Origin of the sequence: Sinorhizobium sp. BJ1, from assembly GCF_002531555.1 — a bacterium.
Lineage (GTDB): Bacteria > Pseudomonadota > Alphaproteobacteria > Rhizobiales > Rhizobiaceae > Sinorhizobium > Sinorhizobium fredii_B.
Genome location: NZ_NWTH01000004.1, coordinates 232,032 through 245,643, shown reverse-complemented (window position 1 = coordinate 245,643; position 13,612 = coordinate 232,032). Strand labels below are relative to the sequence as shown.

At 62.6% G+C, this 13,612-nt stretch carries 12 protein-coding genes; 1 reads left to right on the top strand and 11 read right to left on the bottom strand.

The window, feature by feature from the left end; translation table 11 throughout:
• Positions 1-136: 136 nt before the first annotated feature.
• The gene (locus tag CO676_RS07290; RefSeq protein WP_144340121.1) at positions 137-922 is read left to right on the top strand and encodes an SIMPL domain-containing protein; all 786 of its coding nucleotides are present in this window, start codon (positions 137-139) and stop codon (positions 920-922) included.
• 129 nt (positions 923-1,051) lie between these two features.
• On the opposite strand, the gene CO676_RS07285 is transcribed toward CO676_RS07290, so the two are convergent.
• The 11 genes from CO676_RS07285 to dnaG form a co-directional block, all read right to left on the bottom strand.
• Positions 1,052-1,420 (bottom strand): hypothetical protein, encoded by a 369-nt coding sequence (locus CO676_RS07285; RefSeq protein WP_037387227.1) that lies wholly within the window; start codon positions 1,418-1,420, stop codon positions 1,052-1,054.
• A 314-nt stretch (positions 1,421-1,734) separates the two neighbouring features.
• Positions 1,735-2,139 (bottom strand): ketosteroid isomerase-related protein, encoded by a 405-nt coding sequence (locus CO676_RS07280; RefSeq protein WP_097520097.1) that lies wholly within the window; start codon positions 2,137-2,139, stop codon positions 1,735-1,737.
• Between the two features lie 80 nt (positions 2,140-2,219).
• Entirely contained in the window at positions 2,220-2,642 is a 423-nt protein-coding gene (locus CO676_RS07275; protein ID WP_097520096.1) for a secondary thiamine-phosphate synthase enzyme YjbQ, read from the bottom strand.
• Positions 2,643-2,815: 173 nt separating this feature from the next.
• Complete coding sequence (locus CO676_RS07270; protein WP_014765298.1) at positions 2,816-3,169, bottom strand: DUF1428 domain-containing protein; 354 nt, start codon at positions 3,167-3,169, stop codon at positions 2,816-2,818.
• Positions 3,170-3,283: 114 nt separating this feature from the next.
• The gene (locus CO676_RS07265) at positions 3,284-3,853 is read right to left on the bottom strand and encodes a transglycosylase SLT domain-containing protein (RefSeq protein ID WP_097520095.1); all 570 of its coding nucleotides are present in this window, start codon (positions 3,851-3,853) and stop codon (positions 3,284-3,286) included.
• Positions 3,854-4,084: 231 nt separating this feature from the next.
• Positions 4,085-4,378, bottom strand: a complete 294-nt coding sequence (locus CO676_RS07260; RefSeq protein WP_097520094.1) for a GYD domain-containing protein — start codon at positions 4,376-4,378, stop codon at positions 4,085-4,087.
• Between the two features lie 322 nt (positions 4,379-4,700).
• The gene (gene rpoD / locus CO676_RS07255) at positions 4,701-6,755 is read right to left on the bottom strand and encodes an RNA polymerase sigma factor RpoD (RefSeq protein WP_014765302.1); all 2,055 of its coding nucleotides are present in this window, start codon (positions 6,753-6,755) and stop codon (positions 4,701-4,703) included.
• Positions 6,756-7,201: 446 nt separating this feature from the next.
• The gene (gene tdh, locus CO676_RS07250; RefSeq protein WP_097520093.1) at positions 7,202-8,239 is read right to left on the bottom strand and encodes an L-threonine 3-dehydrogenase; all 1,038 of its coding nucleotides are present in this window, start codon (positions 8,237-8,239) and stop codon (positions 7,202-7,204) included.
• Between the two features lie 49 nt (positions 8,240-8,288).
• A complete protein-coding gene (locus CO676_RS07245) occupies positions 8,289-9,476 on the bottom strand; it encodes a glycine C-acetyltransferase (protein ID WP_014765304.1) in 1,188 nt (395 codons plus the stop codon).
• A 185-nt stretch (positions 9,477-9,661) separates the two neighbouring features.
• Entirely contained in the window at positions 9,662-11,524 is a 1,863-nt protein-coding gene (gene recQ, locus CO676_RS07240) for a DNA helicase RecQ (RefSeq protein WP_097520092.1), read from the bottom strand.
• Between the two features lie 91 nt (positions 11,525-11,615).
• Positions 11,616-13,607: a DNA primase gene (gene dnaG, locus CO676_RS07235; RefSeq protein WP_097520091.1), complete on the bottom strand. Its 1,992-nt coding sequence runs from the start codon at positions 13,605-13,607 to the stop codon at positions 11,616-11,618.
• Between the last annotated feature and the right edge of the window lie 5 nt (positions 13,608-13,612).

Genomic DNA, 13,612 nt, shown 5'->3' with positions numbered 1-13,612 from the left:
GACCGCCGCGAACCAATGGCAATTCGCGGGCTCGAATGGCTCTAGCGGAAAACCTTTTTGCCGACAAGCCATTGCCGCAATGCCTACACAATCGATAAGCAAGGATTTGGCAGATAACAACCGGAGAGAAACTTCCATGATTTCCACACGCATTGGCCGCTCCGTCAATGTTGCGGCGATTGCCGCCATCTTCGCCGGTGCTTTTGTGGCGGCCGCAGCGGCGCAAGACAATGGTGCCGGCAAGGGCGACGCCAAGGGGCGCCCGGACGGGGTGAGAGGCCGCCAGGCGGTGATCAAGGTTTTCGGCGAAGGCCGGGCGACGACGGCGCCCGACATGGCGATCGTGCAGCTGAGCGTCGTCAAGGATGCGAAGACCGCCCGCGAAGCGCTGGACGCCAACAACAAGGCGATGGCCGAGGTACTTGCGGCTCTAAAGCAATCAGGCATTGCCGAGCGCGACCTGCAGACGAGCGGCTTCTCGATCATGCCGCAATACAATTATCCGCAGAACAGCGACGGCAGCGCCCGCCCGCCGGAGCTCGTCGGCTACCAGGTCGTCAACGGCGTCAGCGTGCGTGTGCGCGATCTGGCGAGGCTCGGCGAAATCCTCGACAAATCCGTCACGCTCGGCGTCAACCAGGGCGGCGGCATCGAATTTACCAACGACAAGCCGGAGCCGATCATCACCGAGGCCCGCAAGGCGGCTGTCGCCGACGCAATCGTGAAGGCGAGGGTCTTGGCCGAAGCGGCCGGCGTCTCGCTTGGGCGGCTGATCGAGCTCTCGGAACAGCCCTCCCGCCCCGAGCCGCCGGTGCCGATGCGCAGCATGGCGAAGGAACTCGCCGCCGACCAGGTGCCGATCGCAACCGGCGAGCAGGCCTATAGCGTCACCGTCAATGTGACCTTCGCGGTCAACCACTAGCATCGCCATCGGGTAGGCCAGCCTGAGGTTTCAGGCTGGCCTCTCCTCGAACGTAAAAAAAGGAGAGCCCCGACGCTTGGCGCGGGGCTCCTTTTCCGTCAGCGGAGAGACAAGATGGAAAGACTGTCCTTACCAGCGACCGATGATCGGGCAGCCACGGACATTAGCGAAGATGATCGCCTGGCGATCGCCGTGACGGCGACCTTGGACGACGACCTGGCGGCGCGAGACGTCGGCGACATGGGCGCGGCGCAGGCCGCGATCGCGTGCCTTGTCTACGGCGAGCCACGGTTCGCAGCGACCGCGACGTTCCCAGCGGTCGCGGCGCCAATCGCGCCTGTCGTCCCAGCGGTCATAGTCACGCTCGCGGTATTGAACGCCGCCACCCTGGCCGAATTCGAAAACCAGCGCATCGGCCGAAGCCGTGGTGGTCGTACCGACAAGGCCGGTCAGCCCGACAACGGCGGCGACGGCTGCATTGACAAGAAATTTCCTCATGGCATTTTCTCCGTTTAGCGAAGGGGTTGGCGGGTCACTCTCTCAACCATTGATCCAAATCTAGACCGGGCAAGCTGAACGGCACCGGAACCCTTCGTTCATGCGGTGTTCAGGAAAAGTCCCGCCCTCCCGCGCCAATCTCAGGCGATTCGGCCGGATTTGCGGCAGGTCAAGGGCGGAGACGTGAACGGTCGACCGCCCGCGCTTTCCTCTTCCCGTTCAAGGGGAAACGAGAAAGGGCGGAATTCGTTCCTTTCAGCTGCACAAGTGCGAACCTAAGGCTTTGAAAACCGACGGCTTTCCTTCTCCGTCAGTTAACCGGCGAGTTCCTGCTCGAACAACTTTAGATTGCGATAATGACTGAGCCGTGTAATGACGCCATCCTCGACCTCGAAAATAAACACGCTGGGGATGGCATAGGCCTGGCCCGACGCCTCCGGGAAACCGGCCATCGTCTCGCGGTACGTGCCGCGCGCGGTCGTGTCGGCCGCCACGCGCTGCCCGAAGGCATCGCGCATCACCACGACGTCGCCAAAACTCTCGTCGAAATGACGCAGGTAGCTCATCACCCAGGTTCTGAGCGGCCCGATGCCGAGCGTGCGCTGACCGGTCAGCGAATCGAAGGCGACATCGTCGTCGAGGAGGCGGTCGAGCGTTTCGAAATCCCTGTCGTTCACGGCCGCGATGAAGCGACCGGCAATGGTCTGGGCGTCCGTCATCCTTTCCTCCTCATAGTCGGCAGGCCGTTCATTCTACAGCAGGAATCGTCAGATCGGCCAGTGCAGAGGATAGACTTGCGTCAGCTTCCGAGATGCAGGACAACGTCGCGGCGGTGCGGGCGGTCGCGGTGCTCGAAGAGATAAATTCCCTGCCAGGTGCCGAGCGCCATGCGCCCGTCGATGACCGGAACCCCGAGTGAGACCTGGGTCAACGCCGCCTTGATATGGGCGGGCATGTCGTCCGGGCCTTCTTGGGTGTGGACGATCCAGCCCATCGAAGGAGCGGACGACGGAGGCACGAGACGCTGGAAGAATTCGCGCAGATCGCGTTGAACGTCCGGATCGGCGTTTTCCTGAATGATGAGCGAGGCGGAGGTGTGGCGCACGAAAACCGTAAGCAGCCCCTCCGAGGCACCGCATGCCCGCACGAAATCGGCCGCCTCGTTCGTGAACTCGTAGAGCCCCTGCCCCATGGTGGCGATGGTGATGACGGTCTGCGGCATTACTGTCGTCCTGCATGGCGGGCGCCGCGCTTCCGCCAGCGCCCGTTCTACTGGACACTATCGCGGAATTCATCCGGATTGGAAGAACCGCTCAGCATCTTGGCGTCGCGCAGAGCCTTGCCGGTCGGGCATCTTCGGCCGGACTGCTCGCCGCCCCGTCATCCGGTCGCAGGTCAAAGTTCCAGGAAGGGCTCGAAGCCGCCATAGATCATCCGCTTGCCATCGAAGATCGATTTCCACTCATCGCCCTGCAGACGCGGATCCGCCATCACCTTGGCAACGATCGCGTCACGGTCCTGGCGCGACCGGTAAACGACCCATGAGAAGACGACGGTCTCGTCCTCCTTGGCCTGCACCGCCCGCGGAAACGAGGTGAGCTCTCCATAGGGAACGTCGTCGCCCAGGCATTCGACATAATTCAGCGCACCGTGCTCCTTCCAGACTTCACCGGCCTTGCGAGCCATATCCTTGTAAGCCTCGACGTTTTGCTTCGGTACCGCGACCAGAAAACCATCCACATAAGCCATGTCCGTCTCCTCCATTGAAAGTCAACAAAGGACGGCCGGGGCGGAAAGGTTCCGACACGACAAAGCAAATTTTCGAAGAGCGGCCGACAGATCCTCAAAGAGGCTTGATGAGCCTCACCCCCCGCAGCCCTGCAGCTGGCGCGCGTAGAGCGCCGCGACGTTGCTGGCGCGCTTGGCCCCCGTCTTCGCCGTATCGCTCCACCTGCCGCGCGCATAGCCGCCGTGGCCATGATAGTAAGCGATGTAGAGCCGATAGGGATCGTTGAGGGCAATGCCGTTCTGCTGATGGCTCTGATTGTGATACCAGGCAATGAAGCGGACCGCGTCGGCAAAGTCCGTGCGGCGCGCCATCCAGCGCCCGGTTTCGGCCTGATAGCGGGCCCAGGTGCCGTCGAGCGCCTGCGAATAGCCATAAGCCGAAGAGACCCGCGTCCAAGGGATGAAGCCGAAGAGCTTGGTGCGCGGCGGCCGTGCATTGTGGCGGAAGCCGGACTCCGTATAGATCGTCGCCATCAGCACGGGCACCGGCACGCCATATTCGCGCTCCGCCGCATAGGCGGCCCGGCGCCAACTGTTGAACAGGCCATCTCGCTGCTCGAAGACGGCGCAGGCGTTCCGGGTCTCTCTCGGCACCGTTCCGCAGCCGGCCAGCAACAGGAGGACGACGACAAAAACGCAACGCATCGCGGAACCTCTCGTATGCGAGAGATTGATAAAGCGTAAATGTTAAGGAACGGTTTTGAAGCGAAGTCGAACGACGGGATCGCCGATTGCGCCTGCTGCACCTCGGGCGAAGCTACCATTGGCGATAAGCGGCGCCGGCTTTGACGAGACGCTCCGCAACGCCATCTGCGGCGCGGCGCATATCCCGGAAGCGTCGCGCCGCAGTAACCAATCAGTTACAATCTTGTTCGCCTAGCCGAGCGTGCCGATCAGTTCGCGATAGGCAGCCTCGGGGAAGGCCTTCAACGTCCGGGTGCGCACATTGCCGTAGGTGCCCAGCGTCAATGCGAACCGTGCGGCAATCGCGTCGTCCGGCGCTTCGCAGATCGCGACCATGTCGTATTCGCCCATGGTGAGATAAAAATCCTTGAAGGAACCGCCCATTTCCTCAAGCACCTTTCTGGCCGCATCCAGCCGTTTCGGCGACTCACGCACAGACTTGATACCCTGATCGGTCCAATTGAGGAGCACGACGTAAGTGGTCATCTCACACCTCCCGCAGAACATCCCGCCCTCGAAGGAGAGCGTCCAAGATGCTCCAAATCAAGAAAAGGCTAGAGCGCTTCTTACGCGTTTAAGGTCCGGCGCTCTAAGGCACGGTGGACGCCTGCGGTGCAACTACTTCTCTCGCACTGCAACCAGTGCCCCCTTTCGCTGCAAGCTCAGAAGTATAATCCCGCGGTCCGAAGCGAACAAGTTCAGACGCGTTCGCGCCACCCCGAGGGCGGCACCGAGAAACAAGAAAGCCGGGCGCTGGCCCGGCTTCCGTGCATTTCTTTGAGAGAGCGGTCGGCTCAGCTGTTTCTGTTCAGCTGTCGAGAAACGAGCGCAGCTTGCGCGACCGACTCGGATGCTTGAGCTTCCTGAGCGCCTTCGCCTCGATCTGACGAATACGCTCGCGGGTCACCGAGAACTGCTGGCCGACCTCTTCGAGCGTGTGGTCGGTGTTCATGCCGATGCCGAAGCGCATGCGCAGCACGCGTTCTTCACGCGGCGTCAGCGAAGCGAGGACGCGCGTGGTCGTCTCGCGGAGGTTCGCCTGAATGGCCGCGTCGATCGGCAGCAGCGCGTTCTTGTCCTCGATGAAATCGCCGAGATGCGAGTCCTCTTCGTCGCCCACGGGGGTCTCGAGCGAGATCGGCTCCTTGGCGATCTTCAGGACCTTGCGCACCTTCTCGAGCGGCATGGCAAGCTTTTCCGCCAGCTCCTCCGGCGTCGGCTCGCGGCCGATCTCGTGCAGCATCTGGCGCGAGGTGCGGACGATCTTGTTGATCGTCTCGATCATGTGCACCGGAATGCGGATCGTGCGGGCTTGGTCGGCGATCGAGCGGGTGATCGCCTGCCGGATCCACCAGGTCGCGTAGGTCGAGAACTTGTAGCCGCGGCGGTACTCGAACTTGTCCACCGCCTTCATCAAGCCGATATTGCCTTCCTGGATGAGATCCAGGAATTGCAAGCCGCGGTTCGTGTACTTCTTGGCGATCGAGATCACCAGGCGCAGGTTCGCCTCGACCATCTCCTTCTTGGCAATCCGCGCCTCGCGCTCGCCCTTCTGCACCATCGACACAATGCGGCGGAACTCGGCGATGGAGATGCCGGTCTCGGTCGCGAGGTTCTGGATCTCCTGGCGGATGTCGCGGATCGTCTGGTTCTCGGCCCTGGCAAACTCCTTCCAGCCCTTGCCGGCGAGATTGCTGATCGACTTCATCCAGTTTGGGTCGAGTTCGGCGCCGGAATATTGTTCGAGGAAGGAGTCGCGCTTGACACCGTAGGATTCGGCAAGACGCAGCAGCCGCCCCTCGTTCTGCATGAGCCGCTTGGAAATGTCGTAAAGCTGCTCGACCAGCGCGTCGATGCGGTTCTGGTTGAGCGACAGGGACTTCACCGCCTTGATCAGCTCGTCCTTCAGCTCCTTGTAGCGGCGTTCCTGCGCCGGCGACAGCGTGCCGGTCGCGGCAAGGCGCGCTTCCACCTGCTGATCCTGCAGCTTGCGGAGCTTCTTGTAGGTCTCGGCGATGATGTCGAGCGTATCCATCACCTGCGGGCGCAGCTCCGCTTCCATCGCGGCGAGCGAGAGGTTCGACTCGTCGTCGTCCTCTTCCTCTTCCTCGACCGGCTGGCCCTCGCCGCCGACATTGGTGATGTCGTCGTCATTGGCCGCAGTCCGCGATCTGCGGACCTTTTCCTTCTCCTCGGCCGCCTTGCGGTCGGCCTCGATCTTTTCCGGGCTCTGGAACTGCGGCGCGGCCTTGGCCTCGGGACCGGAATAGGTGGTCTCGAGGTCGATGATCTCGCGCAGCAGCGTCTGGCCCTCGTTCAACTCGTCGCGCCAGATGATCAACGCCTGGAAGGTGAGCGGGCTTTCGCAGAGACCTGCGATCATCGTTTCGCGGCCGGCCTCGATGCGCTTGGCGATGGCGATTTCGCCTTCGCGGGAAAGAAGCTCCACCGAGCCCATCTCGCGCAGATACATGCGCACCGGGTCGTCGGTACGGTCGGTCGGTTCCTTCTTCTTGCCGGTGGCAAGCGCAGTGCCGCTGACGGTCGCAAGTTCGCCGCCTTCGCTCTCGGCGTCGTCGGCACTATCCTCTTCGTCGCCGCCCGCCGCTTCCTCGACTTCCTCGTCTTCGATGACATTGATGCCCATGTCGGACAGCATCGACATCGTATCTTCGATCTGCTCAGAGGTGACTTCTTCGGAAGGCAGGACGGAATTGAGTTCGTCCATCGTCACATAGCCGCGCTTCTTGGCGGCCTTGATCATCTTCTTGACAGCGTCGTCGGAAAGATCGAGAAGCGGACCGTCCGGAGTGCCTTCGCGTTCAACGTCTGCTTCTTCGTTTTCTTTGACTTTTGTTGCCATTTAATCGTCGCTTTCCTTGTCGCAACCGGTGTGTTCCCGGTGCCCAATGCCGCTCGGGGGTTCGGGCGCGCCGCGCACCCGCCACCGATTCATTTCCCCTGACGTAACGGGATGATGTTTAATTCCTGATTAACCACGACAGCGATCGCGGCTGAGCGGGCAAGCTTCGACAGTCCTGCCACTGAGTCGTCTCTGGCATGATTCCCTATCCGCCGTACCATGTCGCCATTTCTGCTTGAAATGGTGATTCCCAGAATTTTTGATCCCGTCAAGCATTTCCGGTGAAAAACCGCGCAAATCGGCAAAAAACGCTTGTCGACGGGAATTCCTCGCCGTTCACCAGGGTTGGCACAAGATGTAGGAGCGCCCTCTTAAAAGACAAGGGGCGCAGGCTTTTTCCGGGAAAAGCCCTGTTATTTGGCTTCAGGATGCAACCGGCAGTCACATCACAGCCAATCCATCACCACCTTGCCGGAATTGCCGGAGCGCATCGCCTCGAATCCGTCGCGAAACGCATCGATGCCGATGCGGTGGGTGATGATCGGCGAAAGGTCGAGCCCACCCTGGACAAAAGCGATCATCTTGTACCAGGTCTCGAACATTTCGCGGCCATAGATGCCCTTCAGGTTGAGCATCTTGAAGATCACCTTGTTCCAGTCGATCTCGAAGCCGGCCGGCGCAATGCCGAGAATGGCGATCTTGCCGCCATTGTTCATCTTGTCGATCAGGTCGCGAAAGGCGGGTGCCGCGCCCGACATTTCGAGCCCGACATCGAACCCTTCGGTCATGCCTATCGACCGCATCAGATCGCCGAGGTTCTCCTTCGAGGCATCGACGACATAATCGATCCCGACCTTGCGGGCGAGGTCGAGGCGCACCGGATTGATGTCGGTGATCACCACCTTGCGCGCGCCCGAGCGCTTGGCGACCAGCGCCCCCATGATGCCGATCGGCCCGGCGCCGGTAACGAGAACATCCTCGCCGACGAGATCGAAGGAAAGCGCCGTGTGCACGGCGTTGCCGAACGGATCGAAGATGGCGGCGATCTCGTCCGGCACGTCATCCGGGATCGTCACGACATTATATTCCGGCAGGCAGACGAACTCGGCGAAAGAGCCCGGTCGGTTGACGCCGACGCCGAGCGTGTTGCGGCAGAGGTGCCCCCTGCCCGCCCGACAATTGCGGCACTTGCCGCAAACGATATGGCCTTCGCCGGAGACCCGTTCGCCGACATGATGCTTGGTGACCGCCGAGCCGACTTCAGCGATTTCGCCCATGAACTCGTGGCCGACGACCATCGGCACCGGAATGGTCTTCTGCGCCCATTGGTCCCAATTCCAGATATGGACATCGGTGCCGCAGATCGCCGATTTCTTGACGCGGATCAGGACATCGTTCGGCCCGACCTCGGGCACCGGCACGCGTTCCATCCACAGCCCGACTTCCGGCCTCGTCTTGACCAGCGCCTTCATCATGTTGGTCATCGCAAACACACTCCTCCTGGCCGTAACGCGGGCTCCCCCAAATCGCTTCCTAGATTACCCCTAACTCGCGGCCGACCTCTTCAAAAACAGCGATCGCGCGGCGGACGTCGGCCTCGCTGTGGGCCGCCGACATCTGGGTGCGGATGCGCGCCTGTCCTCTCGGCACGACCGGGAAGGAAAAGCCGATGACGTAGACGCCCTTTGCCAGCATGCGCGCCGCCATCTCCTGCGCCAGTGCCGCATCGCCAAGCATCACGGGAATGATCGGGTGCCCCTCGCCGGCCAGCGTGAAGCCGAGCTTCGACATTTCCGCCCGGAAGAGTGCCGAATTCGCGTAAAGTCGCTCGCGAACGGCATCGCCGTTTTCGATCAGTTCGAAGACCTTGAGCGATGCGGCGGCGATGACCGGAGCAAGAGTATTGGAGAAGAGATAGGGCCGCGAGCGCTGGCGCAACCAGTCGACGACCTCGGCTTTGGCCGAAGTGTAGCCGCCCGAGGCACCGCCCAGGGCCTTGCCGAGCGTGCCGGTAACGATGTCGACCCGGCCCTCGACGCCGCAATGCTCGGCCGAGCCGCGGCCATGCTTGCCGACGAAACCGACCGCATGGCTGTCGTCGACCATGACCATCGCGCCGTATTTCTCCGCCAGATCGCAGACGCCCTCGAGATTGGCGATGATGCCGTCCATGGAAAAGACGCCGTCGGTGGCGATCAGCTTGAAGCGGCTGCCCTCAGCCTTCTTCAACTCCTCTTCCAGCGCCGCCATGTCGTTGTTGGCGTAACGGAACCGTTTCGCCTTGGAGAGCCGCACCCCGTCGATGATCGAGGCGTGGTTCAACGCATCCGAGATGATTGCGTCTTCCTCACCGAGCAGCGTCTCGAACAGCCCGCCATTGGCATCGAAGCAGGAGGAATAGAGGATCGTGTCCTGCATGCCGAGGAACGCGGAGATACGCGCCTCGAGCTGCTTGTGCTCCTCCTGCGTGCCGCAGATGAAACGCACCGAGGCCATGCCGTAGCCGTAGCGGTCGAGCGCCTTCTTGCCGGCATCGGCAAGCTCCTCGTTATCGGCGAGCCCCAGATAGTTGTTGGCGCAGAAGTTCAAGACCCTTTCGCCGGACGCGACTTCGATCTCGCCCGCTTGCTTCGAGGTGATGACCCGCTCCGACTTGTAGAGCCCGGCCGTCTTCAGGCCCTCGAGTTCCGAACGGAGGTGAGTGAGGAAAGCAGAGGTCATGGCTGGTCGCTTTCAATCGAGGACTGATTTCGTCTAGACAAATAGCATGACGACTTTCGACATGCAGCACATTCTCACTGCATTGTTGAGGTGAAACGCGCGGGTTTCAAGCGTGATCCGCGCCGCCGACGCGGCGCTGCTGGATCCCTGCACGCCTGCGCACGCAGGCCGCCGGCATTGCTCGATCAGCCACCATCCTCGAACGCATCGATCACCGCCAGAAAAGCCTCGCCATACCTCTCCCGCTTGCTCTCGCCGATGCCGGGTATGTCGAGGAGATCGTCGAAGTCGCGGGGTCGCCGTTTGGCGAGCGCGATCAAGGTCGTGTCCGGGAACACGACATAGGGCGGGACGTTCAAGTCCTTGGCGATCGAGGACCGCTCGGCGCGCAGGCGTTCGAAAAGCTCGAGATCGGAGCCGGCAAGGTCGGAGCGCTCACGAGCCGCCGGCTTCTGGCCGCGCGCCGCCTTGCCGGAACCGGGCCGATCCTTGCGGAAGAACACCTGGCGCTCGCGCTTGAAGACACTTCGTGCCTCCGGCTCGAGCTTCAAGGCCCCGAAGGCGGCATGATCCACCGTGATCAGCCCCGCGGCCAGCAATTGCCGGAAGACCGATTGCCAGGTTCGCGCCGGCAGGTCCTTGCCGGCACCGAAGACCGGTATGTCGACATGGCCGAAGCGCTCGGTCTTTTCATTGACGGTCCCGATCAGCACGTCGATGACGTGGCCGGTGCCGAACCGCTCGCCGGTCCGGTAGACGGCGGCGAGTGCCTTGATCGCCGCTTCCGTGCCGTCCCAGGTTTCGACCGGCTTCAGGCAGGTGTCGCAGTGGCTGCAGCGGCCGGGATGCGCCTCGCCGAAATGCGCAAGGATCGCCTGGCGCCGGCAACCGACCGTTTCGCAGATCGCCAGCAGGGCATTGAGCTTGGACCGTTCGATGCGCTTGATCTCGTCGGGCGCGCCGCCCTCGTCGATCATGCGCCGGCGCTGGATGACATCGGCCATGCCATAGGCCATCCAGACCTCCGACGGCAGTCCGTCACGCCCCGCCCTTCCCGTCTCCTGGTAATAGGCCTCGACCGAACCCGGCAGGTCGAGATGCGCCACATAGCGCACGTTCGGCTTGTCGATCCCCATTCCGAAGGCAACGGTGGCGACGAGGCAGAGATTTTCCTCTTTAAGGAAGGCATCCTGATGCGCATCGCGCAAAGATCGATCCATACCGGCATGATAGGGAAGCGCGCGGATGCCTTGTTCGTTCAGCCAATCGGCGGTGTCCTCGACCTTGGCGCGCGACAGGCAATAGACGATGCCGCTCGAGTCCTTGAAGCGCGACAGGAAACGCAGGAGCTGTTGGCGCGGCTGGTCGCGTTCGACGATCTCGTAGGCGATATTCGGCCGGTCGAAGCTGGAGGTGAAAACCCGTGCGCCATTGAGCCCCAGTCGCTCGATCATGTCGTCGCGCGTATGCGGGTCGGCGGTGGCCGTCAGCGCAACGCGCGGCACGCCGGGAAAGCGCGACGCAAGGCAATCGAGGCCGCGATATTCGGGGCGAAAATCGTGCCCCCATTGCGACACGCAATGCGCCTCGTCGATGGCGAAGAGGGCGATGTCCATGTCGCCGATCATCTCGGCGAACCCGTCGGTCACCGCACGCTCCGGCGTCACGTAGAGCAGGTCCAGGGCGTCTGCCGAGAGCGCCCGGCGGACGGCGATCGCCTCGTCGCGGGTCAGGGAAGAGTTAAGCGCGGCGGCGCGAATGCCGAGCTGCTTCAGCGCCTCCACCTGGTCCCGCATCAGCGCGATCAGCGGCGAGACGACGATGCCGACGCCTTTGCGACACAGCGCCGGAATCTGGAAGCAGAGCGACTTGCCCGCCCCGGTCGGGAAAAGCACGACCGCATCGCCGCCTTCCGCCACGTGTTCGATGACCGCCTGCTGCTGACCGCGGAAGGCGGAATAGCCATAGATGCGCTTGAGGATATCGAGAGAATTTCCGAGGCCTCGCATGTCGAACAGGTGCGCGGTGGTGTCGTGACTTTCGGACATGGAATCGCTTTCGTCGTGCGGGCAGTATGGGATTTGGGAAAGTTGGACGCAAACGGCTGGAAGATCGTGCTAACCGGGAACTCCGACCTCGCTACCGTGCTGCCGGTCCCTTGACCCGTCCGGAAAGCACGCCAAAGCCTTCGATTATTGCTTCCTGGTTCTCGAGCCGGGTCACTTCCAATTGGACCTCCTGAAGTGTGCGCAACAGTTGCGGCACGACCTCGAGATCGCCTTCTTCGGTGGCATGCGCCAGTTCCCTTTCGAGCTCGCGTCGCTGCCAATTGAGCGCCTTGGTGCGCTTGTGCAGCGCAAGCGCCTGCAGGTAACCCTCGCGCGCATCCTCGGGTGCGGCCGCCGTGGTCGCGGTCCATAGCCGCGCATAGCGAATCTGCTGGTCGAGGGCGCCGATCAGGGCGCCGAACCCCTCCGCCTCCAGTTGCTCGACGAGACTTTCCCGTGTCAGCCGCGGGCCGTTTGCCGCCGCCGCGTTCAGAACCGCCGCCCAGCAACGCTGCAGATCGCGATGATCGAACTCGATCGTCGAGATCTCGTCATATTCGTCGAAAAGCAGTTGCGGGTGATTGACGATCGTCAGTGCCAACACACTTTCGCGCAGCGATGGCGCTGCCTGCTGACCACTGACGAGCGAGGAGCGCACAAGGCGATCGGAGATCGTGGTCGGGCCGGCGTTTCGGTCGCCGCCGGCATGACGAAAGCCGCCGCCTTGCCGACCACCGCGCTCCCGTCCACCTCGCTCGAAGGGACGCCGGTCACTTCTGAACGGCGCATTGCCCTGCAGAAAGGCGTTCAGCCGGTCGCGCATGTCCTGGCCGTAATGGCGGCGGACGCTTTCGTCGGCGATGACCGAGGTCACCTGCCTCAGCCGCGCTTCGAGCTCGGCGCGTTTTTCCGGCGTATCAAACGTGCCGCCCTGCACTTCACGCATCCAGACCATGTCTGCCAGCGAGCGGGCATTGGCGAGCACCTTGTCAAACGGCTCGCGTCCTTCATGGCGGACGAGGTCGTCCGGGTCCTTGCCGTCCGGCAGCATGGCGAAACGGACGGAACGGCCGGGCTTCAGGTGCGGCAGCGCCAGGTCGACGGCGCGATTGGCCGCCCGGATGCCGGCGCCGTCGCCGTCGAAGCAAAGCACCGGCTGCGACGTCATCTTCCAGAGGAGGTCGAGCTGGTTCTCGGTGAGCGCCGTGCCGAGCGGTGCCACGGCATTCTCGATACCCGCCTGATGTAGCGCGATCACGTCCATGTAGCCTTCGACGGCGATGATCGTGCCAGCTCCATCGGCGCCCTGCGAGGCACGCCGGGCGCGCGCGAAATTGAAGAGCACATTGCCCTTGTGGAAGAGTTCGGTCTCGTTGGAGTTCAGATATTTGGCTGGCGCATCGGCCGACATGGCCCGCCCGCCAAAAGCGATCACCTTCTCGCGTGCCGAAAGGATCGGGAACATGATCCGGTCGCGAAAGCGGTCGTAGGAGACCGGGACGTCCGGCCCATGCACGACAAGGCCACAGGCCTCGATCTGCTCCTTGCCGACACCCTTGCCGGCGAGAAACTCTTTCAAGGCGTTGCGGCTGTCCGGCGCATAGCCCAGCCGAAATGTCTCGATCGTCCGGCCGGTCAAGCCACGCTCGCGCAGATAGGCGCGCGCCTTCGCCCCCATCGCGCTCTGGAGCTGATCCTGAAAGAACTGCGTCGCCAGTTCCATGACGTCGAGGAGGCTCGTCCGTTCCTTCTCCCGCCGCTCGGCCTGCGGGTCGGGCTGCGGCATCGCGACGCCCGCCATATCGGCGATCTGCTGCACCGCTTCTGGAAAGTTCAAGCCTTCGAGATCGGTCAGGAAGCGGAAATGATCGCCGGAAACACCGCAGCCGAAGCAATGATAGCGGCCCTTGCGGTCCTCGCAATGGAAGCTCGGCGACTTCTCGCCGTGGAAAGGGCAGCAGGCCCAGTAATCGCCGCGCGACACATTGGTCTTGCGCCGGTCCCAGGTGGCGCGTTTGCCGATCACGTCCGAAATCGGAACGCGGTCGCGGATCTCGTCAAGGAAGGACGGTGAAAAGCGCATGGGTA

What these genes read in the sequence shown, in the direction of transcription:
- CO676_RS07260 (WP_097520094.1), bottom strand. Translation starts at nt 4,378, where the DNA reads ATGACCACTTACGTCGTGCTCCTCAATTGGACCGATCAGGGTATCAAG.
- recQ (WP_097520092.1), bottom strand. Translation starts at nt 11,524, where the DNA reads ATGTCCGAAAGTCACGACACCACCGCGCACCTGTTCGACATGCGAGGC.
- CO676_RS07285 (WP_037387227.1), bottom strand. Translation starts at nt 1,420, where the DNA reads ATGAGGAAATTTCTTGTCAATGCAGCCGTCGCCGCCGTTGTCGGGCTG.
- CO676_RS07265 (WP_097520095.1), bottom strand. Translation starts at nt 3,853, where the DNA reads ATGCGTTGCGTTTTTGTCGTCGTCCTCCTGTTGCTGGCCGGCTGCGGA.
- CO676_RS07275 (WP_097520096.1), bottom strand. Translation starts at nt 2,642, where the DNA reads ATGCCGCAGACCGTCATCACCATCGCCACCATGGGGCAGGGGCTCTAC.
- tdh (WP_097520093.1), bottom strand. Translation starts at nt 8,239, where the DNA reads ATGACCAACATGATGAAGGCGCTGGTCAAGACGAGGCCGGAAGTCGGG.
- CO676_RS07290 (WP_144340121.1), top strand. Translation starts at nt 137, where the DNA reads ATGATTTCCACACGCATTGGCCGCTCCGTCAATGTTGCGGCGATTGCC.
- rpoD (WP_014765302.1), bottom strand. Translation starts at nt 6,755, where the DNA reads ATGGCAACAAAAGTCAAAGAAAACGAAGAAGCAGACGTTGAACGCGAA.
- dnaG (WP_097520091.1), bottom strand. Translation starts at nt 13,607, where the DNA reads ATGCGCTTTTCACCGTCCTTCCTTGACGAGATCCGCGACCGCGTTCCG.
- CO676_RS07280 (WP_097520097.1), bottom strand. Translation starts at nt 2,139, where the DNA reads ATGACGGACGCCCAGACCATTGCCGGTCGCTTCATCGCGGCCGTGAAC.
- CO676_RS07270 (WP_014765298.1), bottom strand. Translation starts at nt 3,169, where the DNA reads ATGGCTTATGTGGATGGTTTTCTGGTCGCGGTACCGAAGCAAAACGTC.
- CO676_RS07245 (WP_014765304.1), bottom strand. Translation starts at nt 9,476, where the DNA reads ATGACCTCTGCTTTCCTCACTCACCTCCGTTCGGAACTCGAGGGCCTG.